This is a genomic window from Streptomyces sp. NPDC002206 (genome assembly GCF_053593595.1).
In genome coordinates, this window is record NZ_JBSFCW010000023.1 from 68,071 (window position 1) to 90,582 (window position 22,512).

At 67.6% G+C, this 22,512-nt stretch carries 22 protein-coding genes and 2 pseudogenes; 12 read left to right on the forward strand and 12 right to left on the reverse strand.

Features of this window, described 5'->3' with window-relative positions; genetic code table 11:
- Window positions 1-359 precede the first annotated feature (359 nt).
- On the forward strand, window positions 360-800 hold the full coding sequence (locus tag ACWCP8_RS30165; protein ID WP_451119282.1) for a hypothetical protein: 441 nt from the start codon (window positions 360-362) through the stop codon (window positions 798-800).
- Window positions 801-1,000: 200 nt separating this feature from the next.
- Here the strand turns inward: ACWCP8_RS30165 and ACWCP8_RS30170 are convergent, their stop codons facing one another.
- From ACWCP8_RS30170 to ACWCP8_RS30200, 7 genes are all read right to left on the reverse strand, one after another.
- Window positions 1,001-2,782, reverse strand: coding sequence for a CocE/NonD family hydrolase (locus ACWCP8_RS30170; RefSeq protein WP_451119284.1), 1,782 nt, complete (start codon window positions 2,780-2,782; stop codon window positions 1,001-1,003).
- An 18-nt stretch (window positions 2,783-2,800) separates the two neighbouring features.
- Complete coding sequence (locus ACWCP8_RS30175; RefSeq protein ID WP_451119286.1) at window positions 2,801-3,742, reverse strand: MBL fold metallo-hydrolase; 942 nt, start codon at window positions 3,740-3,742, stop codon at window positions 2,801-2,803.
- 36 nt (window positions 3,743-3,778) lie between these two features.
- Window positions 3,779-4,702, reverse strand: a complete 924-nt coding sequence (locus tag ACWCP8_RS30180; protein WP_451119288.1) for an alpha/beta hydrolase — start codon at window positions 4,700-4,702, stop codon at window positions 3,779-3,781.
- 4 nt (window positions 4,703-4,706) lie between these two features.
- A complete protein-coding gene (locus tag ACWCP8_RS30185) occupies window positions 4,707-5,831 on the reverse strand; it encodes an FAD-dependent monooxygenase (RefSeq protein ID WP_451119290.1) in 1,125 nt (374 codons plus the stop codon).
- A gap of 11 nt (window positions 5,832-5,842) precedes the next feature.
- A complete protein-coding gene (locus tag ACWCP8_RS30190; RefSeq protein ID WP_451119292.1) occupies window positions 5,843-6,796 on the reverse strand; it encodes a phosphotriesterase family protein in 954 nt (317 codons plus the stop codon).
- 50 nt (window positions 6,797-6,846) lie between these two features.
- Window positions 6,847-7,821: a phosphotriesterase family protein gene (locus tag ACWCP8_RS30195; protein WP_451119294.1), complete on the reverse strand. Its 975-nt coding sequence runs from the start codon at window positions 7,819-7,821 to the stop codon at window positions 6,847-6,849.
- Window positions 7,822-7,976: 155 nt separating this feature from the next.
- On the reverse strand, window positions 7,977-8,111 hold the full coding sequence (locus ACWCP8_RS30200) for a hypothetical protein (protein ID WP_451119296.1): 135 nt from the start codon (window positions 8,109-8,111) through the stop codon (window positions 7,977-7,979).
- Window positions 8,112-8,269: 158 nt separating this feature from the next.
- Here ACWCP8_RS30200 and ACWCP8_RS30205 point away from each other — a divergent pair, with 158 nt between their 5' ends.
- From ACWCP8_RS30205 to ACWCP8_RS30220, 4 genes are read left to right on the forward strand one after another with little or no spacing between them, the layout of a single operon-like run.
- Window positions 8,270-9,442 (forward strand): cytochrome P450, encoded by a 1,173-nt coding sequence (locus ACWCP8_RS30205; RefSeq protein ID WP_451119298.1) that lies wholly within the window; start codon window positions 8,270-8,272, stop codon window positions 9,440-9,442.
- Window positions 9,439-9,627 (forward strand): ferredoxin, encoded by a 189-nt coding sequence (locus ACWCP8_RS30210; protein WP_352269749.1) that lies wholly within the window; start codon window positions 9,439-9,441, stop codon window positions 9,625-9,627. Before ACWCP8_RS30205 ends, ACWCP8_RS30210 begins: the two co-directional genes overlap by 4 nt.
- Window positions 9,624-10,766: an NAD(P)/FAD-dependent oxidoreductase gene (locus tag ACWCP8_RS30215; protein ID WP_451119300.1), complete on the forward strand. Its 1,143-nt coding sequence runs from the start codon at window positions 9,624-9,626 to the stop codon at window positions 10,764-10,766. Before ACWCP8_RS30210 ends, ACWCP8_RS30215 begins: the two co-directional genes overlap by 4 nt.
- Before the next feature lie 10 nt (window positions 10,767-10,776).
- On the forward strand, window positions 10,777-11,700 hold the full coding sequence (locus ACWCP8_RS30220; RefSeq protein WP_451119302.1) for a LysR family transcriptional regulator: 924 nt from the start codon (window positions 10,777-10,779) through the stop codon (window positions 11,698-11,700).
- A 316-nt stretch (window positions 11,701-12,016) separates the two neighbouring features.
- On the opposite strand, the pseudogene ACWCP8_RS30225 reads toward ACWCP8_RS30220, so the two are convergent.
- From ACWCP8_RS30225 to ACWCP8_RS30235, 3 genes and pseudogenes are all read right to left on the reverse strand, one after another.
- Window positions 12,017-12,913, reverse strand: a pseudogene (locus tag ACWCP8_RS30225) (IS630 family transposase); the annotation flags it as partial.
- Between the two features lie 91 nt (window positions 12,914-13,004).
- A complete protein-coding gene (locus tag ACWCP8_RS30230) occupies window positions 13,005-13,421 on the reverse strand; it encodes a GNAT family N-acetyltransferase (RefSeq protein ID WP_451119304.1) in 417 nt (138 codons plus the stop codon).
- Window positions 13,422-13,599: 178 nt separating this feature from the next.
- Window positions 13,600-14,142, reverse strand: a complete 543-nt coding sequence (locus ACWCP8_RS30235; protein WP_451119306.1) for a hypothetical protein — start codon at window positions 14,140-14,142, stop codon at window positions 13,600-13,602.
- A 458-nt stretch (window positions 14,143-14,600) separates the two neighbouring features.
- Between ACWCP8_RS30235 and ACWCP8_RS30240 the strand changes: the two genes are divergently transcribed.
- From ACWCP8_RS30240 to ACWCP8_RS30265, 6 genes and pseudogenes are all read left to right on the forward strand, one after another.
- Window positions 14,601-14,882 carry a Helicase associated domain protein gene (locus ACWCP8_RS30240; RefSeq protein WP_451119308.1) on the forward strand — a complete coding sequence of 94 codons (282 nt, stop codon included), beginning with the start codon at window positions 14,601-14,603 and terminating at the stop codon, window positions 14,880-14,882.
- A 285-nt stretch (window positions 14,883-15,167) separates the two neighbouring features.
- A complete protein-coding gene (locus ACWCP8_RS30245; protein ID WP_451119310.1) occupies window positions 15,168-16,583 on the forward strand; it encodes a hypothetical protein in 1,416 nt (471 codons plus the stop codon).
- Between the two features lie 816 nt (window positions 16,584-17,399).
- A pseudogene (locus ACWCP8_RS30250) lies at window positions 17,400-17,555 on the forward strand (iron uptake system protein EfeO); the annotation flags it as partial.
- A gap of 20 nt (window positions 17,556-17,575) precedes the next feature.
- Window positions 17,576-18,424: an iron uptake transporter permease EfeU gene (efeU, locus tag ACWCP8_RS30255; protein WP_451119312.1), complete on the forward strand. Its 849-nt coding sequence runs from the start codon at window positions 17,576-17,578 to the stop codon at window positions 18,422-18,424.
- A 174-nt stretch (window positions 18,425-18,598) separates the two neighbouring features.
- On the forward strand, window positions 18,599-18,733 hold the full coding sequence (locus ACWCP8_RS30260; protein ID WP_352269760.1) for a hypothetical protein: 135 nt from the start codon (window positions 18,599-18,601) through the stop codon (window positions 18,731-18,733).
- A 14-nt stretch (window positions 18,734-18,747) separates the two neighbouring features.
- Complete coding sequence (locus tag ACWCP8_RS30265) at window positions 18,748-19,560, forward strand: COG4705 family protein (RefSeq protein WP_382843572.1); 813 nt, start codon at window positions 18,748-18,750, stop codon at window positions 19,558-19,560.
- On the opposite strand, the gene ACWCP8_RS30270 is transcribed toward ACWCP8_RS30265, so the two are convergent.
- Both ACWCP8_RS30270 and ACWCP8_RS30275 read right to left on the reverse strand, forming a co-directional pair.
- Window positions 19,541-20,932: an ATP-binding protein gene (locus tag ACWCP8_RS30270; protein WP_451119315.1), complete on the reverse strand. Its 1,392-nt coding sequence runs from the start codon at window positions 20,930-20,932 to the stop codon at window positions 19,541-19,543. The two genes, ACWCP8_RS30265 and ACWCP8_RS30270, sit on opposite strands and share 20 nt — an antisense overlap.
- A gap of 17 nt (window positions 20,933-20,949) precedes the next feature.
- Window positions 20,950-21,621 carry a response regulator transcription factor gene (locus ACWCP8_RS30275; RefSeq protein WP_451119317.1) on the reverse strand — a complete coding sequence of 224 codons (672 nt, stop codon included), beginning with the start codon at window positions 21,619-21,621 and terminating at the stop codon, window positions 20,950-20,952.
- A gap of 165 nt (window positions 21,622-21,786) precedes the next feature.
- Between ACWCP8_RS30275 and ACWCP8_RS30280 the strand changes: the two genes are divergently transcribed.
- Window positions 21,787-22,500 carry a response regulator transcription factor gene (locus ACWCP8_RS30280; RefSeq protein WP_451119319.1) on the forward strand — a complete coding sequence of 238 codons (714 nt, stop codon included), beginning with the start codon at window positions 21,787-21,789 and terminating at the stop codon, window positions 22,498-22,500.
- Window positions 22,501-22,512: the final 12 nt, after the last annotated feature.

Sequence of the window (22,512 nt, forward strand, 5' to 3'; positions counted from 1 at the left end):
TTACTCCACACACGTCACGATGATCAACGGTGCCCGTTCCCGGACCAGGCCCCACTGTCTGCGACAGCGAGGGTTGAGCGCATGCCACCGAAGGTTGCGTAGAAGGTTCCGGGCAACGTCACCGTCTCTTGGGTTGACGCAGCCAATCGGCTACAAGACCACAACGAGGGCGCAACGGGTGGGTGGCGGCGCTGCGGCTCGGCGCGGGTCGTCCCTACCATCCGGCGTACAGGGGTTATTAAAGAGCGATCCCCGAGCAGGGGGGTTCTGTGCAGTCGACCGTTTCAAGGCGCGTGTTCCGGCGCTTCGTCGGTGCTTTCGCGGCCGGCGTGGCCCTGGCCGCAACCTCAGGGTGCACGGTGCCCGTCGATGCCGTCGCCGGCATCTCCGTGACCGGCGACGGCCATCTGCTCGGCGTCATGATGGTCTGCGGGCATCAGATCGATGGTGCGACCCTCTACGTGGACAGCACCGACGTCGACAGTGAGGTGACGGTCGGTTCATGGGCCGCCAACCGACCCCTCACGGCCGGTCTCGCCACCTGGACCCTCGATTCTCCTTCCGCTGGCTGGACCGCGACCAGATCTCCCAAACCGCTGACCGCCAAGACCACCTATACCCTCTACGGCTGGACCAAGGACAGCTCGTGGTCATCGAGTAGCGTCTCCTTCACTCTGACCGACCGGGACCGGCTCACCCCGGGAACGGTCCGCTACGACGACGCCTCGGGCAACGGCGACGAATCCTCAGTCACCGTCCCCGTCGCGGAGTTCAAAGCCAGGGCCTGCAAGAACAGTTAACGCCGCGAAGCCTTGCGCCAGGCCAGGCACTCACAAGATCACGATCTGCAGCTGGAGTACCAAGTTTCGCCGCTTCTCCGGGCGCCAGTTCAATACTGCGGCCTTTCGGGATACCGGCAGAGCCTGGTACCTCTCAAGTGAAGGGGCGGGGCCGGCCACCGGGGCACGGCGGTCCCCCGGCAGGCGTCGTGATGGCCGCATCAGGAGCGGCTGAGCGGTTCTCCTTCGTGGTTGCGCGCAGAGCCTGACCGTGTCGCGTCCGTCGCCGTGACCGTCGTGAACGGCAGCACGAGCCGGGAGGGGTGCGCGGCGTCGCGGTAGATCTTGTGGGTGACGGGGCGGCCCACCGGCAGGTGGAAGGCATCCGGCGGCAGCAGCGCGTTGTGCGCGTCGGCCAGCGGCTCGTCGTTCGACAACTCCACCACCAGGCGGTGACCGGGCTGGAAGGTGGCTGCGAACGGGTAGAGCCGCAGCACGTACTCCTCGATCTTCCCGGGCTCCACCGGCACCGTGCGGGTGTGCGGGTGGTAGGGGTTCCCCTCGGTGGTGCGTTTCTCGTCGAGCTCGCGGTGGGAGGCCTTGAGGTAGCCGCTCGTGATCAGCTGCCGGGCACCGCCGGGAGTCTCGTCCCACAGGCGCAGGATGAAGTTGGTGTCCACCTGGTCGATCTCCGCGAACAGGTGCGCCGCGCCGGTGCCGATCAGCTCGGTGGGCTGCTCGAACGGCCCGGTGCTCCAGCTCAGCATCTCCACCGTGTCGGTGACGGTGAGCGGCGCCTGGTAGAAGCCGTCGGGGGCGGCGTATTCGGCGCCCATGGGCTCGGGTTCGAAGGAGAGCTTGTGCCGCGGGCGCAGGTAGAGCGGCTTGTGCTCGATCTCCTTCGGCGGCCACTGCGCCGCGGTGACCACCTTGCGCGAGCCCTCCACGAAGACGCTCACGGCCGGCTCGTCCATGATGCCGTTGTCGATGCCCTTGAGCCAGTACTCGTACCAGCGGAACATCTTGTCGTGCTCTTCGACCCAGGGGCGCGACTGCATCGGCGGGTACGAGCCGATGTCCAGCTTCTTGGGACCCTTCAGGACGTCGAACAGCTCGATGTGGCCGTCCACGGTCCAGCCGCGTCCCTGGTCGATCTGCAGGTAGACCGGGATATCGATGTTCTCGGCCAGCGTGATGGGATTGCGCTCCTCGTACCACTCCCCGTCGAGGTGGTTCATCACGATGTCGAACCAGAACTCGCGGTTCTTCGGGTACTTGAGCACGTGTACGAGGTTGGGCCAGGCCGCCACGTCCGGGTCCTGCAACCGCTCATCGACGAGCTTCTTCAGCTCCTCGGAGGAGTAGACCTCCTGCATACGGGACTTGACGTGGGTGTGCGCGATGCCGGAGTCCCCGCCGCGGCCCTCGCGGGCGGCGCGCGGCATGAACCACATGATGCCACCGTGGTAGGTGGTCTCGTAGAAATCGTAGTGGCCGCCGCTGACGAAGATCGCCTTGAGGTGCGGTGGCCGCTCGGCGGCGGCGAGCACCTGCATGGAGCCGAAGTACGAGATGCCGATCATGCCGACGTTGCCGTCACACCACGGCTGCGCGGCGACCCACTCGACGAGGTCGTACAGGTCCTGCCCCTGGGAAACGCCGCCGAAGTTGTAGTTGCCGATCATGACGCCGTCGGAATCACCGGTTCCACGCATGTCACCGATGACGTGGACGTAGTCCTCCTTGACGACGCGCGCGATATCACCGGCCTCGATGCAGCCGTCCCACATCGGGCTGGGCCGGCGCTGCGGCGGCGTGGTGAGGGCGAGGGCCTGCAGCTCCTTGCCGTAGGCGCTCATCGCGATCAGAGCCGGTCGCGGCTTGTCGTCCTGGCCCTGGTATGCGTCCACGGCGAGTTCGACGCCGTCCCGCATCGGCACCCGGAGATCCTTGCGGACGGCGATCGTCTGCTCGCCCGCCCGGATCGTCTGAAAGTCAGTCATGAGTGCGAAGCTCCTGTGTCACAAGTTCTGGTCGAGGTGGGTGCGGTAACCGTGCATCGACGTGAAGAACGGCGATGGCTCGAGCGCGGGGTTGCCGATGTAGCCGAGCTCCCCGGCAACGGGGGCGAACGGGGAGTACGGCGAATCCGTCTCCTGCAGGCCGGACTGCAGGCAGCCGCAGGCTGCCTCGGTGACACGGCCCTCGATGGCGAGGCTCTGGGCGATGGCCTCCTGGGCCTGCGCGGTGTCGAGCTCGACACCGTACGGTGTGCCGTCAGTGCGGCGGTACGGGTGCCCGAGGTACAGGTGCTGCGGACGGATCTCGTCACACACGTACTCCAGGCTGGTGCGGTAGGCGACCGGGTCCGTGTAGCCGGGGAAGCCGTTGGCGGCCCCGTGGACCTGCACGGCGTCGCCGACGAACACCGAGCGCTGGCCGTCGATGACGTAGGCGACCGATCCGGGCGTGTGGCCCGGGATCGAGTGCACCGAGACGGTGACGTCGCCGCCGAGGGAGATGGTCTCGCCGCCCCTGACGAGCATGGAGGGCTCCATCTCGCCGGAAATGACGGCATGCGCGGCGGCCGCCACCTTCGCCCCTCCCTCGGGGTCGCCCAGGTACTGGCCCCGTCCCGCGAGGTACTCCTCCACGTGGGCCCGCCGCGAGCGGAGCATCGGTGCGTCGGCCTCGTGGATCACCACCTGTGCGCGCCTGTCGGTGAGCTCCCACAGGGCGTGTGCCCCGCCGACGTGGTCGATGTGACCGTGGGTCAGCAGGATCCAGCGCACGTCCTCGATGCGGCGCCCGATCGCCTCGAGCGCGGGAACCATCCCTTCGGCGGGCGAGGAGGCGATTCCGGTGTCGACGATGGCCGGCTCCGGTGCGTCGATGAAGAAGCTGTAGAGACCGAATCGACCCCACGGTGAGACCAAGGGATGAACGTTGACTGCGTGCGTCATGGCTTTCTTTCTGAACTCGTACGCGGGTCGGCCGGGTCAGCGCCGACTGAGGAAGTCGCGCGTCTCCACGAAGGCCCTGTGGTACTCAGGGATCCAGGAGAAGTGCTGGACGAATCCATGGCCCGCGCCCTCGTACCGGCTCACCGTCGCCTCCACGCCGGCCTCCCGCAGCCGTCGGCCGTAGAGCTCGCCCTCGTCGCGCAGTGGGTCGTGCTCCGCGGTGACGATGAGGGCCGGCGGCAGCCCGGTGAGGTCCACCCGCTTGATCGGCGAGACGACCGGGTCCGCAGGATCTGCGCCACTGTCGATGTAGAAGGCGTTGAAGGGCTTCAGCCCTGCTGTCTCCAGGCCGTAGCCCACCGCGTTCTCCCGCAGCGATGCATAGCGGTCGACGTCGAAGTCCAGGTCGAGCGAGGGGTAGTAGAGGACCTGGTGCGTGATGTGGTGGAAGCCGTCGTCGTGGGCCTTGGCCGCGACCGCGGCGACGAAGTTGCCGCCGGAGCTGTCGCCGGCGATGGCGAGCGTCGTGCCGTCCCAGGCCTGGCTCTCCCCCTCCTCGGCGGCCCAGCGCACGACCGCGTAACAGTCGTCAAGACCGGCCGGGAAGGCGGCCTCGGGCGCCAGGCGGTAGCCGACGGATATGACCTTGAGCCCGGTCTCCTTTGCCAGCGCGCGCGCGACGTGGTCGTGCGTCTCCACGCTGCCGAGGAAGAACGCGCCGCCGTGGAAGTAGACCAGCACGCCGTAACGGTCGGCCTCGACCGGCGTGTAGATCCGCACCGGTACCTCGCCCGACGCTGTCTGCGCGGTCACGTCCTCGACCGCGTGGAGCGGCAGACGCTCCTCGAGGGGAGCGACGTGCGCCTCGTCCGCGGCGCGCATGGAGACCTGGTCGAGCGGACCCTCGGGCGGGGTCGGCAGGCCGGCGAGAACCTTGGCAATCTCAGGATGCAGTGGCATGGCGTCACTCCTTCGTCGCGGCAGCCGCGGGCTTCTGCCCGGGGAAGACGTCATTGATCTCGTCCTCGGTCCACCCCTGACGCGAGATCTGCTGCAGCTTGTCGGTCACCGGTTTGCGGGTGGCCTGGTACAGGACCAGCCCCTCCTTCAGGGAGTCCGACTGCCGCAGGGCGTCGGCGAGCGCGCCGGCGTCCTCGATGGCCGAGTTCGCGCCCTGGCCCTGGTGGTGCAGCATCGAATGAGCCGCATCGCCCACGAGGACTACGGAGTCCGAGTGCCACGTGTCGACCGGGTCGATGTCGTAGACCGCGCGGATGTTCACGGTGTCCATGTCGAGGTCGCGCGTGATGTTCACGAGGCGCTCGTCGAAGCCGTTCACCGTCGCCAGGAGGTCGTCCTTCGTGACCTTCGGTGCCCAGGTGTCGTCCGCGCACAGGGCGGTGATGTCGAACGACACCTGGTTGCGGTGGCGCAGCGGAAGCAGGTAGATCTTCGTGCCGCTGCCGATGTACATCCGCAGGTTGTCGTCGACGACCATCCCGTAGGCGTCGTCGGCTGAGATGACCGCGCGGTAGGCGTGCTCACCCGAGAAGACCGGGCCCTTGTCGCTGAACAGTTGCCGGCGCACCACCGACTTGATGCCGTCGGCACCGACGACCAGGTCGGCCTCGACGGTCTCGCCGTTGGCGAAGGTGAGGACGGAGCCGTCGCCCTTCTTCCGGATGGTCTCCAGCTTGTGACCGAGGTGCACCATGCCCTCGGGGAGCACGCCCAGGAGAGCGTCGATGAAGTCACCACGGTGGATCAGGTGGGTCTTGGTCTCCTCAGCGAAGTCGTGGATCCCCGGCCACGCCTCCTTCATCATCGGCTCGCCGGTGGCTGTAAGGATTTCGAAGCAGTCACTCGGCGAGCTCACCTTCGCGATCGCATCGAAGACTCCCCACTGGCGGAACCGGTTCATGGTGGAAGGACGCAGACCGATGCCGGCGCCGACCTCACGGATCTGGTTCGCCTGCTCGTAGACGGTGACGTCGGCACCGAGCAGGCTCAGGGCCTTGGCCGCCGCCGCGCCGCCGTAGCCCGCTCCGACGATGGCGATCTTCAGGTTCTTCAGGTCTGAGAGCTGCATGATGGTTCTCTCTACTTCTGGATGGTCAGGAAGTCGGCCGGGTTGTCGACGAAGATCGTCTTGATGGCGGCCTCGTCGAGACCGGCAGCGCGGAGGTCCGGGATGAGGTCCTCGAAGATGTAGTTGACGGTGTGTCCCTTCACGCCCGGCCAGCCCAGCGGGCTGCAGTTGGCGTCGGCGGAGGCGAGGACCTGCTTCAGCCGGCCGTCGCCGATGAACCGGAGGAAGTGGTCCAGCCGCTCCTTGCGGGGGCGGGCCCAGAACGGTGGGTCCGGCAGCTCGGTCTCGTAGCCGAAGGTGTCGAAGCCGATGCGACCGCCCTGCTCCGCGATCCAGGTGTCGCGCGTCTTGTCGGCGTTCACACCGTCGTCGACGTGCCCGAACAGGACGCGGTCCAGGGGAAGGCCCTCTTCGTTGAAGATCGCGATCGCGTTCTCGGCGTCGATCGCGAGGTGGGTCAGGATCGGCACTCCTGTGGTGAGCGAGGCGCGGGCCGCGGCGCGGTAGACGCGCTTGTCCAAGTCCGTCATACGGCCGCCGCGGCTCACCCCGACCTTGATGACACCGGCGAGGCTGCCGGTGTTGCCGATGCCGACGGTGATCTCGTGGACGAACTGCTGGGTCAGGTAGTCCACGCCGGCCCGGGCGAAGTGCCGCAGGGCGGTGTCGCCGCCGACGAAGCCGGTGCAGGCGACGATGTGGACGCCGGTCTTGGCAGACAGCGACTTGTAGTAGTCGACGTCACGCCCGTTGCAGATCCCGGTCACGTCGACGAAGGTGCCGCCGCCGTGTTCGTGGAACCTGCGAAGCTTCGGGACGGTCTCCTCGTATCGCTGCTCGGGGGTCTTCCACCACTTCATGTCCAGCTCGGAGCCGGGCATGCCGTAGCCAATGTGCTCATGGATGGCCACGGGACCCAGCTCCTCGGCCGGGATCGGCCCCAGGACGGTGTTCACTCTCGACACAACACTCACCTTTGAAGAAAGAGACTTGATGGTCGTTCGCGCCGGCGCACTCAGCGCATCGACAGCAGGTCGCGCGGGTTTTCCACGAGAATCCGCCGTGTGTCCTCGTCGCTGAGACCCTGTGCCTTCAGGAGCGGGACGAAGGTGGTCAGGACGTAGCTGTACGGCAGGTCGTTGCCGGGGTGGCCTTTTGCCACCCCGGTTGCGTTGCTCGAGAGCAGGATCCGGTTGCCGAAGCCGGCCTGCACGAGGCCGACGACCAGGGCGGCGCGCTCGGCATCGGCGATGTGAGCCTCGTCCTGCACACCGACGTGGTCGAGTGCGACGTAGGCGCCGCGGCGGGTGATCTCCAGAGGCGCGCCCGTGGCGACGGCGTCGTTGCGGTCGAGTCCGCCGACGACGACGCGGTCGGCCGGCAGATTCTCGTCCAGGACGACTTCGAGATCCTGGACGGCGTCGCTCCCGTAGCGGATGGAGACCGCGACACCGGTGCTCAGGGCAGTCCGGGCCGCACCGCGGAACAGACTCTCGTCGGTCGCGGTCATGCCCTCGACGGTCGCGCCGGTGGCTACCAGGCCGGCGGCGCCTCGTCGCTCCACGCGGGGGACCACCATGCCCTCGGCAACCTCCTTGGTGAAGAGGTCGGCGAACTTCTCGGCCGGCCACGGGGTCGGCGGGTTGGTCTGCGGCGTGAGGAAGTAGCCGCCGAGCAGTTCCTCCGGGCCCTGACCAGTCGAGGCGACGATGTGCACGCCGGTCGTGCGGGAGAGGGTCTCGTACAGCCGGACATCCCGGCCGTGGAACATGCCGGTGCTGTCGACGATCGTGCCGCCGCCGTGGGCGCGGAAGTCCTTCAGCTTCGCGGCGAGGGTCTCGAAGATCTCCGCGCGGTCCATGGTGATGTCGAAGGCGTACTCCGCGCCCGGGACCACCGACAGCAGCGCCTCGTGGACCGAGACGACGCCCAGTTCCTCGGTCGGCACCGGGCCCAGGACGGTGTTCACGGTGTTGCTCTTGACGCTCATGCCTGCCCTCACATGTTCGGGGTGGGGTGCACAGCACCCAGTGGCTGCGGTCACAGTAGCCATTCGATTTACATGACGTCAATGAAATGAACATCAAGAAAAAACAATGCACGGAGAGTGAGGCGATCATCCGGGATCGACCGATCGGCGGCCGCTCAGGCCGGGCTGGCGAAGACTCCCCGCGACGCCCTGAGCGCCGCCTGAAGGGCCGATGCCAGGTGCGTGCGGCGTAGGTCCGGCGCGACGAAGTCGATCGAGGCGGCGACCTCGTCGTCGACCGTGATGGGCACGGCCTCGGGAGCATCTCCTCGAGGTCGTCGCGGAACCTTCTGCCCGGACCCGGATGGGTCCGCCGTCGCAGAAGGGGCGACGAGCATGAATGCCATGCATATTGCTGCATGTAAATCATTCATTTGTTGGATGTGAGGCCGACCACTTCACTGAGGGCATGACCACACCACCTACCTCCGACATCGACCTTTTCGCCGACGAGGTCGTGCGCGATCCCTACCCCGTTTACGCCGAACTGCGGGAACAGGGCTCCGTCGTCCACCTCCGGAAGAATGATGTCCATGTGCTGACGCGGTACGACGCCATCCGTGGCGCACTCGCGGACTGGGAGTCGTTCTCCTCGGCCTCGATCGGGTTCAACCCGATGGCCAACGAGGCGCTCACCGGTACCTCGCTCGCGTCCGATCCGCCGATGCACACCCAACTGCGCGCCACGCTCACCGAGAACCTCTCGCCGCGTGCGCTGCGTGGCGTGAAGGGGCGAATCGAGGTGAAGGCGGACGCTCTCGTCGCAGAGCTTGTCGAGAAGGGCACCTTCGAGGCGATCGACGCCCTCGCTCGAGCATTCCCGCTGGAGGTCGTAGCGGACCTGATCGGTTTCACGGGCCACGTGCGCGACAACATGTTGCGCTGGGGGCAGGCCGCCATGCAGGTCCTCGGTCCGCTGAACCAGCGCACGGCCGAGAGCTTCCCGATCGCCGGCGAGCTCTACAGCTGGTGCTCCCAGGTCAGGGCCACTGACCTGACGGAAGGGTCCGTGGGTCGCGGCATCTTTGACGCCGAGGCGCGTGGCACCATTCCGCCGAACACGGCCGGCCACATCATCCACCAGTACCTCGGTGCCGGCGTCGACACCACCGTGGCGGCGATCGGCAACATCGTCGCCCTCTTCGGCTCGCACCCCGAGCAGCTCGACCTGATCCGCAAGGACCCCTCGCTGGTGCCGGCGGCATTCAACGAGGTGCTGCGCTTCTGGGCTCCCGTCCACGCCTGGGGCCGCCGCGCCACCAAGGACGTCGACATCGACGGGGCCGTCATCCCAGCAGGTGCGCAGATCGCGATCCTGTTCGGCGCCGGCAACCGCGACGCCCGGCGCTACGAGAACCCGAATGCCTTCCTCGTTGAACGCAATCCGATCGACCATCTCTCGTTCGGCTACGGCCCTCACGGCTGCGCGGGCCAAGGACTCGCCCGCCTGGAGGCTCACGCTGTGATCGAAGCGCTTTCCCGGCGCGTAAAGCGCCTCGTCCTCGGACCCGAGGTCCGTGTTCCCAGCAACATCACCCGGAGCATCGAGGAGCTCCCCGTCCTGGAAGTGGTTCCCGCATGAAGATCGTTCTTGACCGCCCCCGCTGTGAGGGCCACGGCCTGTGTGAAGAGACTGCCCCACAACTCATGCACCTCGACGACGATGGCGAGCTCGTGCTCGACCGCGAGCAGGTCGACGAAGCCGACGCCGCCCTGGCGAACGCCGCTGTCCGAGTGTGTCCTGTCGCAGCGCTGAGGATCGCATGAGCGCAGGCACGATGGACCGCGTCGTTGTTGTCGGCAACGGGATTGCCGGGCTCACCGCGGCCGATACGCTCCGGGAGGCCGGCTTCGATGGCGAGCTGACCATCGTCGGCGACGAACCGCACCCGGCGTACAGCCGCCCGGCTCTGTCGAAGGCGCTCCTGCTCGACGGCGATGACATGTCGTCGCACGAGCTGCCGCCGACCGGCCACGGGGCGACGGAACTTCTGGGCGTACGTGCGACCGGACTCCACCTCGATCGTCGGCTCGTCACTCTCGACGACGGTACGGCTGTGCCGTACGACCGCGTCGTCCTTGCCACTGGCTCCCGGGCGCGACGGTTGTCCGACCTTCCCGAGGAGCTCACCTTGCGTGGACTCGATGACGCGCTGTCCCTGCGTAGCCGGCTGGCGGGTCGGCCGTCGGTCATCGTGGTCGGCGGAGGCCCGCTCGGAATGGAGATCGCCTCGGGGTGCTTGGCCGCCGGCTGTCAGGTCACCCTCGTCTCCCAAGGGGTGCCACTGATTGTCCAGCTCGGTGCGTACCTCGCCGGCGTCTTCGTCAAGGCTGCGCTGGACCTAGGTCTCACCATCGTCGAGACCGGATCGGCACGGCTCGAACGGCGTGAGGGCAGCGCTCGGGTCGTACTTGACGATGGCGCGGTCCTCGAGGCGGAGACTCTCATCACCGCCGTCGGCGACGTCCCCAACACGGAGTGGCTCGCGCGCACAGGACTTGCGGCGAAGGGCGCCATCCCGGTCGACTCGCGTGGGCTTGTCCGCCCCGACGTCGCGGCCGTCGGAGACCTCGCAGCCTTCCCTACTCCGTACGGCCTGCGCCGCCTCCCCCTCTGGAGTAGCGCGATCGAGCAGGCGAAGGTCGCCGCAAGAGCACTTGTTCGCGGCGACGATGCGCCGCCGCTCCAGTTTCAGCCGTACTTCTGGACCGAGCAGTTCGGACTGCGCCTCAAGGCGGTGGGCTGTCTACCGCTGGAAGGGGAACCGGCGTACGTCGACGGAGGGCCCGGTGGTGGACCGGCGTTGATGCGCTGGTCGCACGATGGCGGAACCGGTGTGGCCGCGGCGCTCAACTACCGGATCCCGATCCCCCGGCTGCGTCGTATGACCCGGGCGGCCGCATAAGGTCTGCTCCATGGGCGACGACGAAGAGGGCACCACGGGTTCGGGGTTGGATCGACTGGCATCGGTCAACCTCAATCTGTTGGTGCCCCTCCTCGCACTCCTCGAGGAGTGTTCGGTGACCAAGGCGGCGGAGCGAGTCGGTCTGTCACAACCGGCGATGAGTCACGCCCTCACAAGAATGCGGCGTCTGCTGGGTGACGACCTCGTCGTCCGACAAGGGACAGGCATCACGCTGACCCCGCGCGCGCTGGAGCTGATCGCGCCGCTACGTAGTGCCCTGCAACAGACGGCACACGTCGTGAACTTGCCCTGCTTCGACCCCGCCACGGATCGGCGCGTCATCACCATCGCCATGACGAACAGCACAGCGTTCGTCGTCGGCCCTCAACTGACGCGGCTCATTGCCGAGCGTGCTCCGCACGCCACGTTGCGTCTGCGTACGATCACGGTGCCGACCGAGGCCACCTTCACCGACAAGGGCGTCGACGTGGTGCTGCTCTCCGAGGGGCACTTCTCGCCGTACCCGCGCGAGCGACTGTACAACGACCGCTGTGTGGTGGTGGCCTCACCGGACACGCCACCGGAAGCAAGCCCGCTCGACCTCCTGACCACACAGCGGCACATCGTCGTCGACACCGATCGGCGAGTCTTCCCGTATTCGGTGCTCGAGGAAAAGGGTGTCACCTACCGCGTCGGCCAGTTGATCTCCGACTTTCTGCTGGTACCGTTCCTGGTCGCACGCGCGGGCGGCGTCGCTCTCCTTCGCTACCAAGTGGCCGCCGCCATGAGGACGCTCGCCGACCTGCGGATCGAGGAGTTCCCGTTCCCGCTTCCCGGGCTGGGGATCGACATGGTCTGGAACCCCCGACTGGCTGATCAGTACTTCATCGAATGGCTTCGGGCGCTGCTGTTCGACGTCGCAACGGATCTCTGACGCCGGCTACGCGCACTGCACCGGCCGGGCCAGGGATCGGCCCGCGCGGCCACCCGACCATTCGCCGTGAGCGGGCGGTAGCCCGACCGCCGACGAGCCGTTCGCCACCACCGTCCGCACACGACCCACCCGGTGCCGGTCGGCGGCCCAGCCCTGCAGCAGGTCCTCCTTGGCACCATCGGCGGTGAAGAGCGCGAGCTCGAAGACGTTGGCCTTCTCTGTGAACAGAAGGTCGGCGTGGGTGAGGACGAAGGTGCCGAGATCCCCGATGCCTGCAGGCGGGTCGTCGCGGGCGATGGTCCAGGTCTGGGCGAGTTTGGCACTTCTTCGTCGTCAGGTGCGGAGAGAAGCTGTCGCAGACGATCGCGATGCGAATCTCGGCCGGGTAGAGGGTGCGCAGGTAGCGGCAGAACTCCAGGAACTACGTCCGCTTCTTGATCGGCTTGATGTGTCCGTAGAGCTTGTCCTTGGCCAGGTCGTAGGCGGCGAACAGGTGCCGGACCCCGTGCGGGCAGGTGTAGGTCGCCCGCCGTCTGGGCCTGGGCTCGCGGTCGGGGTCCTTGCCCTTGCCACCGCGTTCGGCCCACTGGCGGCCCGGGTGCGGCTGGAGGTTCAGCGGGCCGAACTCGTCCAGGCAGAAAACGACTTCCGGCTCGTCTTCCTCGGACATGACCTCGCCGTCGGCGATCGCGTACAGGTGCTCGACGCGCGCCTTCTTGGCCACGTAGTCCGGGTCGCGGGAGGTCTTCCAGGTCTTTATGCGTTGAAAGAAAGGAGACGCCTGCCTCGCGGAGCAGGATGCGCAGGCCCTCGTGGCTGATGTCGTCGACCACCCCCTCGGCAACCAGAAAGTCTGCCAACTTGGTCAGGCTCCAGGTCGGGAACGGCAGGCCGTGCTCGGCGGCTTGGACTTGGCGATCTTCTTGATCTCGCGTCGCGCGGGCAGGGTGAAGGTCTTCGGGCGGCCGCCCCGGTACTTCGGGTAGAGGGAGTCGAAGCCGTCGGTGTTGAAGTTGTGGATCACGTCCCGGACCCGGTGCGCGCTGGTGAAGGTCATCTCGGCGATCTTCGTTACGGCCATGCCCTGGGCGGACAGCAACACCATCCGTGCGCGTCGCCAGGTCACCACCGAGCTGGAGCCGCGGCGGATGATCCGCAACAGTCGTCTGCCCTCGTCATCGTCGAACCCACGGACGCGTACTCGTTCTGCCACCCAGACAGTTTGGCGGGGAAGCGCGCCGGGTGCAGGACCCGGGCCGCGCGTCCCAACTGCCTGATGCGGCTAGCGGGTCCGACCTGTGGATCTACGTCCGATCGAATGTCCAGACGAGCACCACTTGCTCCTCTTCCGGTATGCCTCCGGCGCGTCTGTACGTCGCCAGTGCCGCCGCGTTGTCCTCGTCCGTGATCCCCCACATGCCGTAGCAGTCGCGTTCGCGCGCCAGGTCCGCAAGCGCCGACACCAGAGTCCGGCCGACGCCATGCCCGCGGAACGACTCGTCCACGCCAAGCTCGTACAGGAACATCTCGGTCCCCTTGTCCGGATGCGTCATCTCGACACCGGTGACCATGCCTGCCGGGACGTTGTCGACGTAGGCGATCAGCAGGTGGTGGCGCTCGTCCGCCAGGAAACGCTCAGTCGCCCCCTGCCGAGGGGAATCATCGAACAGGTGCCCGGCCGCCTTGACGGCCTCGATCTGAGTGATCCGACGGATCTCCATGCGGGGATACTGACAGGTTCCGCCCTTGAGGGCTCCGGTTTTTTCTCCCCAAGATCCAGGAACGTCACACCACCGATCCCGACCCCCGCCGGATCACCAACAGGGCGAACGTTGCCTGATTCGGCACTAGACAGCTCCACCACACCGGAGGTCTTCGCCTTTGATCAAGACCCTCGTGTCAATAATGCTCGTGATCAATACCGCTAGGACATGGGCTGCCGTACGGATGAATAGAGGTACTGGCCCTTCCCCAGGGCTGATCCGGAACTTGCCCCCGCCACAGCAATACGCCGTGGCGCCGCTCCCAGTAAGTCGCGTATGCCCCCTTGGCGAGCCGATCCGGCACCAACACCAGCGGCCAGAGGGCCACCAGAGGCTCCCACACCAGGGCAAGGACCAGGCACGGCACCACCAGGAAGGCGAAGAAACCCCAGTCGAAGCTGCGGCGGAAAGACTCGCCCCGCGTAGGCAACACCGTGTCGGGGTTCGCCAGGGGAACCGCACTCTCGAAGTCCCGCTTCTCGCCACCCAGCCACTTCAACCGGGTACAGGCGAGCACCCCGAACACACCGTCGAGCGCAATGAAGAAAACGAGAAGCCACCCAGCGCCGGCATCGATCCTAGGAACGCCGCGCACGCCGAACACCACGGACGCGTTGATGGCCACGGCGCACACCGCTTCGATGACGACCGTCAACTCATTGTGGGCATACCTGTCCACGCTCCCCCCTCCGCACCCACCTCCCCACGGTCGGGTGCCGACCTCACTATGCACACGGCGCCCGCCCCGACAAGTAACCAGCCAGCAGCACCCCCATATCGACAGCTACCGTTGGCCTCCCCGTTCACGCGGATCTGGAGCGCCCGCGACAACAGCACCAAGCGGCGCGCCTCGACGGTGCCCCCTCCGAGTCCGCCGTGCGGCCTGGCGTGCTGAGCAGCTAGTCGCGATCGATCCGGACTGGAACCCGGGACAGTTGGGGTGGACCGTCGATTGGCAACGCCACTACACCGGCCTGACCGCCCTCCTCGAGAGCGGTGCCGGCATCGACGACATCCAGCCCGGCGTCACCCACCGCGGCGACGACATCGGACGCTGGACCGCGAGCCAGACCCGGGACTGGGCACGGCTGAACCCCGAGCAGCAACGACGCCGTGGTGAGTTGGGTGTGAAACCTGGTGCACAGCCCCAGAGGGCATCGGCGCGAACCAACGCGAAGACAGGGGGCAGGAAAGGGCGCAGCACGCGGTACAGAAGCCTTCCAACGGGGCGTGGCAGCCCTCACGCAGTACATCCAACGCGAGGGGAAAGCCGTGGTCGGAAGAGGCCACGTCGAAGAACTCCCAGACGGCACATCGGTGCGGCTGGGCGTCTTCCGCAGCAACCAGAAAGGCCGCCGCGACCAGCTCACCGAAGACCAGCTCACCGCCCTCGCTAACCTCGGCATCGAGTGGGCGTGACGCGGGCGGGGCAGTACATCCAGCTCGAGGGCAAGGCTGCCGTGTCCAGGGGCCACACAGAAGAGATCACGCGCGCACATCACGGGCCTTCGCGGCCTCGCCACTTCACAAACCAAGGGGGAACTGGTCGGGCTGTTCAGTGGATTGCTCCCAGATCGTCATCGGCCAGTCAATTTCGGCCACTAGACCTGTCGCTGGTCAGTGTTGCTCGCGGGCGTGCGTCGCATGTCTACGTCGATCCACTCTGTCGGCTCGCGAGAAAGTACCTGCGATCAAGGGAAATTGATGAGACTTGTCCAACTGGTGACCGCGCAGATTGCCGCAGTCATGGCCGTGGCGGGACTGGCTGCGCCGGCCACGGCAGAGACGCTGCCAGGCGGGAGTTCCCCCTCGAGGCACATCGAGGTCCGCCGGGACCACCCGGACGTGCGGGTGCCGGTCGTCGTGCCGAGGACCGGCGAGGCCGTCATCGACCTGAACGCTGCGGCGCCGGGCACGGACTGGGCCGTGGCTGGTGCCGAATCGGCGGTCGTGTCGATCTCGGTCGACGGCCACTACGCCACCGACCTTGTCGTCTCCGGCGAGCAGTCCCTTCACCGGCAGCTTGCGCTGGGTCACCTCAGCGCAGGCCCACACATGCTGCGCATGCACTTCTCCGACGAGGGCTCTCCGACGGCCGCCACCTCTGCCCTCGTGAACTCACTGCAAGTCACGACGTACGCGCCGGACAGCCCGGAGTACCTGGTGCTGCGGTATGCCCCCGTCGTCTACGGGCGCAACCTCGCCGACCTCGGCAGCCCGTACCAGAACGCGACCACTGACACGCCGCTCATCGCGTGGCACGAGGTCGCCCCGGCAGCCACTCCAGGCCACCAGATCCTCACCTACTCGGTGGTGTGGAGCAACGAGGACGGCGGGACGAACACCCCTGCGCTGATGGCGCGTTGGGGTCGTACGACCGACATCGAATGGATCTACTCGGTCGAGGTCGACGAGCACGGCAACCGGGTTGCGGGCAGCGACACCTACCAAGCCCCCAGCCACCAGACGCTGCACTTCAGCGGCAAGTACGAAGGCGACCACGCCTTGCTGGAGACCTGCACGTCGAACAACAACATGTGCGACGTCGTCGACGACCCGATGCGCTTCTTCCTGTCGACGCTGCAGACGCTGCCGGCCGACCAGCCTCGCGAGTACCTCATGGACACCAACCCTTGGACCTACGAGATCATGGCCAAGGAGATGCTCCGCGAGCACAAGGTCGAGGCCCCCTCGGCGTCCACGCCGTTCACACCGGAAATGAGCAACCAGCGCAACTACCTGTACGCGGTGGTCAAGAAGACCACGCAGCCCGCCAACACGGGTTCGTCCTGGGTCGGAGTCTCCCTCAGTGTGCGCCTCGTCTCCGGCCAGACCATCTACCTGTCGAATCACGTCGATCCGACCTGGTCGATCAGTCGTGACCTCCCGGCGGCCACGACGGTCGAGCTGCCCGCCGGCACCAAGGCCGACGACGTCGCCGAGGTGAGCGCCCACCGTGTGGTCGTCGGCACCGACACCGGCGCCACTGTGCACGTCACCGGCATCAACCGGGGCTTCTTCCTCGGCCAGGACTACCGCCCCCAGCAGTCGTTCCTGACCTGGAGCGGCGACGTGGTCCTCGACGCGAACAACACCTCTGCCGTCATCTGGCGCCGCTGACGCCATTCGTCAGGCGGGCGCCGACCGCCGGTCGACGCCCGCCCACATCGCCGACTGCTTCCCGCGCCGTGAACCGCGCCTGGTGGCACTGTGGCACGGCCGAGGGCCGGCGACCGTCTACGCCACCTTTTGTGCTTCGCTGCCCGTGCTGGCCGAGGCGCACGAGGGCGCGTACGGGCTTCCCATGGACGTCTTCGACCTGGTGGTCGTGGACGAGGCGCACCGCACGAGCGGATCGATGGGTCCACCCGGCGCTGGCCGCCGTCGTCCCCCAGGTGTCGTTCGCCGCCGAACGCGCCGCGGACGAGGCCGCCGCCCGTGCCTCCGGCGACCGGACACTCACCGCACAGGCGGTCGGGCGCGCGGCACTGGCCGCTACCCGGAGCCGCGAGCGGGCCGGACTGTCCTTGCTCGCCGCCGGCGCCGTCACCGGGCCTGTCCCCGCCCGGGTCAAGGCCCTGCTCACCCAGGCCCCGCCCGGCGGATCGCCCCCGCACTGCTGGCCATGGCCCTGCTGTGCACCACAGCCGCCACTTCTTCGCTGGCCGGGGCCATCATTTTGCACCGCGGCGTCGAGATCGCCCAGGGCGAGCACCCCGCCGACTGACACGCCGACCAGGCCCTCACCCTTCGCGGCGCCTCCTGCCTCCTGCACCCACCGCCCATCACAAGGTAAGGGCAGCCTTTCTTAACCGTCTACATGTAAGTAGACTCCGCGGCGGCCGGGCACCCTTGCCCGGCACTTGCGACCCCCGCGTGAAACGAGGCACCCCCATGTCCGCGAAACCCCGTCACCTGCTGGTCGGCGCCGGCACCGTGACCACACTGCTGGACAAGTACCGCACCGGCAGCAGCGGATACGAGTACACCTCCTACGACAAGGTCACCGAACCGCAGCGCAAGGAACTCTCCGACGACGTGAATGCGCTGGCCGAACCGCTGTCCAAGCTCGCCGTCGCGGTCGTCAAGTAGCCCGAAGGAGACAGTCACTCATGTTCGGCAACTTCCTGATCGGACTGCGCGAGGGCCTGGAGGCCAGCCTCGTCGTCTGCATCCTCATCGCCTACCTCGTCAAGACCGGCAACCGCCGCCAACTTCCGCCCCTGTGGGCGGGCGTAGCCCTTGCCGTCGCCCTCAGCCTCGCCTTCGGCGCTCTGCTGCAGTTCGGCTCCTCCACTCTCACCTTCCGGGCCAAAGAAACCCTCGGCGGCACCCTGTCCATCCTGTCCGTCGCTCTGGTCACCTGGATGGTCTTCTGGATGCGGCGCACCGCCCGCCACCTCAAGAGCGAACTCCAGGACAAACTCGACGCCGCCCTGGCCGTCGGCACCGGCGCGCTGGTGGTGACCTCGTTCTTCGCCGTCGGTCGCGAGGGCCTGGAGACCTCCCTGTTCATCTGGACCGCGGTACAGGCCACAGGCGACGGCATCCGCCCCCTCATCGGCGCCCTCCTGGGACTTGCCACCTCCGTAGTACTGGGCTGGCTCTTCTACAAGGGCGCCCTGCGCATCAACCTGGCCAAGTTCTTCCGCTGGACGGGCGCCATGCTCGTCATCGTCGCAGCCGGCGTCCTCGCCTACGGCGTCCACGACCTCCAGGAAGCCAACTTCCTGCCCGGCCTGAACCACCTCGCCTTCGACATCAGCACCACCATCCCCCCGGACTCCTGGTACGGCACCCTCCTCAAGGGCGTCTTCAACTTCCAACCCGACCCGACCCTCCTGCAGGTGATCGTCTGGGTCCTGTACCTGCTCCCCGTCATGGCCTTCTTCCTCGCCCCCGAACGCACCCGACCGGCACCCCAGCCCCCGAAGGCGGCCGCGGCGCCGGCAGCCGAGTAGCCCCCACCACCATCACTCCGGCGGACCGGGCACGGGGCTACTGCTCAAGGATGTCGAGGGTGACCGCGGCGGTCTGCGAGAGGTGGCCGATAGGGGCGCCCAGCAGCGTGGTCTTGGCTAATCCGGAGGCGCCGGTCGGTGCTTCCCGTCCGGTCGTCGACCTGTGATCGCCACATGCGCAAGGCCATCGACGACACACTGCGCTACCTGGGCACCCACGTCGACCTCTACCGGTCCCGCCGCGCCAATCCCGACATCTCCGTCAAGGAATCCTTCGGAGCGGTCAGGAAAAGTTCAGGCCGGCCCTGACAGCGTGCCGTTCCATGACAACCAACACGTATGCGTCCGGTAGGCACTCCGGGCAGCGGCAGATGCTGAACAAGGTCCCGGAAGTGACGCTCTACTTCTGGGTGATCAAGGTGCTGTGCACCACCGTCGGAGAGACCGCGGCAGATCTACTCAACGACAACCTGGGCATGGGGCTGACCAACACCTCGTACCTGATGAGCGCGCTGCTGGTGGTGACGCTGATCTTCCAGTTCAGGGCGCGCGTCTACGTGCCGGGCCTGTACTGGCTGTCCGTGGTCCTGATCAGCGTGGTCGGCACGCTGATCAGTGACAATCTCACCGACAATCTCGGAGTTCCGCTGGAGACCACGACGGCGGTCTTCGGTGTGGCCCTCGCCGTCACCTTCATCGCTTGGTACGCGAGTGAGCGGACCCTGTCGATCCACTCCATCCGGAGCACGCGCCGGGAAGCGTTCTACTGGCTGGCGATCCTGTTCACGTTCGCGCTGGGCACGGCGGCGGGGGACCTCACCGCTGAGAAGCTGAACCTGGGCTACTGGCTCTCCGCAGTGTTGTTCGCGGCTCTGATCGCCGCCGTGGCCCTCGCGCACCGCACCCTGGACTTCAACGCTGTGTGGTCGTTCTGGATCGCATACGTCCTGACCCGGCCGCTCGGCGCCTCGCTGGGCGACTATCTGTCTCAACCGGTGGCGGACGGCGGGCTGGGGCTGGGCACGGTGGGGACCAGTGCACTGTTCCTGGTGGTCATCCTCGGGCTCGTCGTCTTCCTCACCCGAACCCGGCGCGATGTGACGGAGGAGGTTGCAGTCAGCCCGCAGGAAGGGTGACCTCGAAGCGGGCGCCGGGCGCTGCGGTGTCCAGCGTGATATCGCCGCCCGCGGCGCGGGCCATGCGGCGGGCCAGGGCCAAGCCCAGGCCCGCGCCGTCGTGCCCGTCCCGGGGGTTGGCGCGGCGGCCCGGTTCGAAGAGCGAGGCGGCAAACGCCTCGGGTACGCCGGGTCCGTCGTCGGCGACGTACATCGTGACCGCGCCGGCGCGCTGGATGCAGCCGAGGGTGATCGACCGGACTGCGTAGCGGCGGGCGTTGTCCAGCAGTGGTATCAGGATGCGTTCGGCGACCTCCTGCGAGACGCCGATGTCGATGCCCGGGCCCGTACCGCCGGCGAGGGTTCGGTCCGTCACAACTGTCACCACGGGGGCCCCGCCGGGGTCCTGTGCGGCGCTGAGCCGGGCTAGGTGGTGGCCGAGTTCCGGGAAGCGGCAGCGTCCGGGCGTCTGTGCGTTGCGGGTCCTGACCTCGGAGAGCAGTGAGTCGCAGATCTGCTGCATCCTCGCAGCGGCATCCGCTATGGCCTCCAGCGAATCAGCCGTTTCCTGCTCGCTGCGCGGCCGGGCGGTAAGCCAGTCTGTCTCGGCGGTGATCCTGGACAGCGGGGTACGCAGCTCGTGGGAGAGCTCGGCAGCCTGCTGCTGTTCGTGGCGCAGCACCGCGGCCAGTCGGTCGAGGAGTGCGTCGAGGCTGGTGGCGAATGCGGCGAGTTCGGTGGGCCTGCCCTCGGAGCCGAAGCGTTCGGGTGCGCCCGCCGCGCTCCACCGTGTGGCCTGTTCGCTCATTGCGGCGACGGGACGTAGCGCCCGCCGCACGGCGAGACGGGTGAGCAGGTAGAACGTCGCCAGCAGCAGCACAGCCAGTGCGATGGAGCCGACCAGCGCGGTCTCGGCAGTGTTGCGGTACGGATCGAGGCTCAGGGCGCTGACCACGGTGCCGGCCTGCGTGGGTACGTGGCCTCGGACGGCCGGGGAGTCGAGGGGGAAGGAGTACAGCCGCCAGGAATCGGGGCCTCGGGCGTCAGTGAACGCCTCGCGGCTGTCCGCCAGCTGTTGCGCCTGCGCGTCGAGGGCGGCCGGTGCAGCCGGAGGCTTCTCGATGACCCGGTCGCCCTGGAAGATCCACACCCCGGCGTCCAGGGCGCTGTCCTCGGTGGGCTCGCGGACGACGAGTTGGCCGTCGGGGCGTACGTCCACCGTGGCCGCCACTGCCTCGGCCCGGGTGCGCAGGACGTCGGCAGCCTGTTCGTGCAGCCGCTGGTCCAGGGCCAAGTTGAACACAGTGGTCAGGACTGCAATCCACAGCGCGCTGGTGGCGAGGACCATCAGGGCGAGGCGTCCGCGCAGGGTGTGGGGGCGTCGGGTAGCCAAGGTAGTACGGTCGGCCTTCATCCGAAGCGGTAGCCGACGCCGCGGACCGTGCTGATGATTTGCGGGCTGTCCGCCTCGCGCAGCTTGCGCCGCGGCCGGGTCAGGTACTGGTCCAGGGTGTTGTCGCTGACATGGGCGCCCTCCGGCCAGGCGGCCCGCAGCAGCGCGCGGCGCCGCACCACCTCTCCGGGGGCGGCCATCAGTCGGGCCAGCAGCCGGAACTCGGTGGGCGTGAGCGCGATGGGCCAGTCCTGCACAGTCACTCTGTGGCGTACAGGGTCCAGCCGTACCGTGTCGGCGCTGTCGGCGAGGGCGTGGGTGTGGCCGGTGCGGTGCGGCACCGCGCGTACGCGGGCGGCCAGCTCGCTCAGGTGGAAGGGCTTGACAAGATAGTCGTCGCCGCCGGAAGCGAAGCCCGAGAGCCGGTCGGTGAGGTTGCCGTGTGCGGTTAGGAAGATCACCGGTACGGCGATGCCCGCTCCGCGCATTGCCTGGCACACGTCGCGCCCGTCCGAGTCCGGCAGCCCGATGTCGAGGACGACCGCGTGGACGGTCCTGTCGGCGGCTTTGAGGGCCGAGGCGCCATCGGCGGCGGTCACGACATCGAAGTCCTCGTCGCGCAGGCCTCGGGCCAGGACATCGCGCAGGCCGGGGTCGTCCTCGACGACGAGAATGCGGGCAGCGGTCATCAGCCCAGTATGGACCGGTTCGTGCGCGTGCCCCGGTGTGCACGGTACGGCGGACGGCGGTGTTCAGGTTGTGTTCAGGTGGCGGGAGCGATCATCGAGGGGTGTCCAGGAGCGAACAGCGTGTGCGTATAAACCCATCTGTACCGGTCGCGGTAGCGTGATCCGGTGGCACGCATCGTGGTCATCGAGGACGATCCGACGATCGGCGGCGGGCTTGCGTCGGCGCTTCGGGTGCTGGGTCACGACAGCCGGTGGTGTGGTGACGGCGCCGCAGCGCTCAAGTGCATCGAGGAGGCACCCGCCGATCTGGTCCTCGTCGACTTGGGGCTGCCGGACATCGACGGCTTCGTCCTCTGCCGCACGCTACGGGATCAGGCGCCGGACGCGGTCCTGGTCGTGCTGACCGCCCGGACCGGTGAGATGGATGTCATCCAGGCCCTGGAGTGCGGTGCCGACGACTACCTGACCAAGCCGTTCCGGCTCGCTGAACTCCAGGCGCGTGTCACCGCGCATCTGCGCCGGGCCGCGCCCCACACGCCGGGTGCGGCGCCGGAAATCCGGATCGGCTCCCTCGTGATCGACCGAGCGGCCCGGCGCTGCCTCACGGCAAAGGGCGAGGTGGCGCTCCGGCCGCGCGAATTTGACCTGCTCGTACGGCTCGCCGCGCGCCCGGGGGAAGCGGTGAGCCGAGAGGTCCTGATGAGCGAGGTGTGGGACGAGAACTGGTTCGGTCCCACGAAAACACTCGACGTCCATGTCGCTGCGCTGCGCCGGAAACTGGGCTCGCTGGTACGTATCACGACGCTGAGGCAGTTCGGGTACCGGCTGGAGAACCCTGAGGCGCCGTCGGGGCCCGAGGGCCGCCCAGGCACGGTCTAGGAAGGGGCTGCT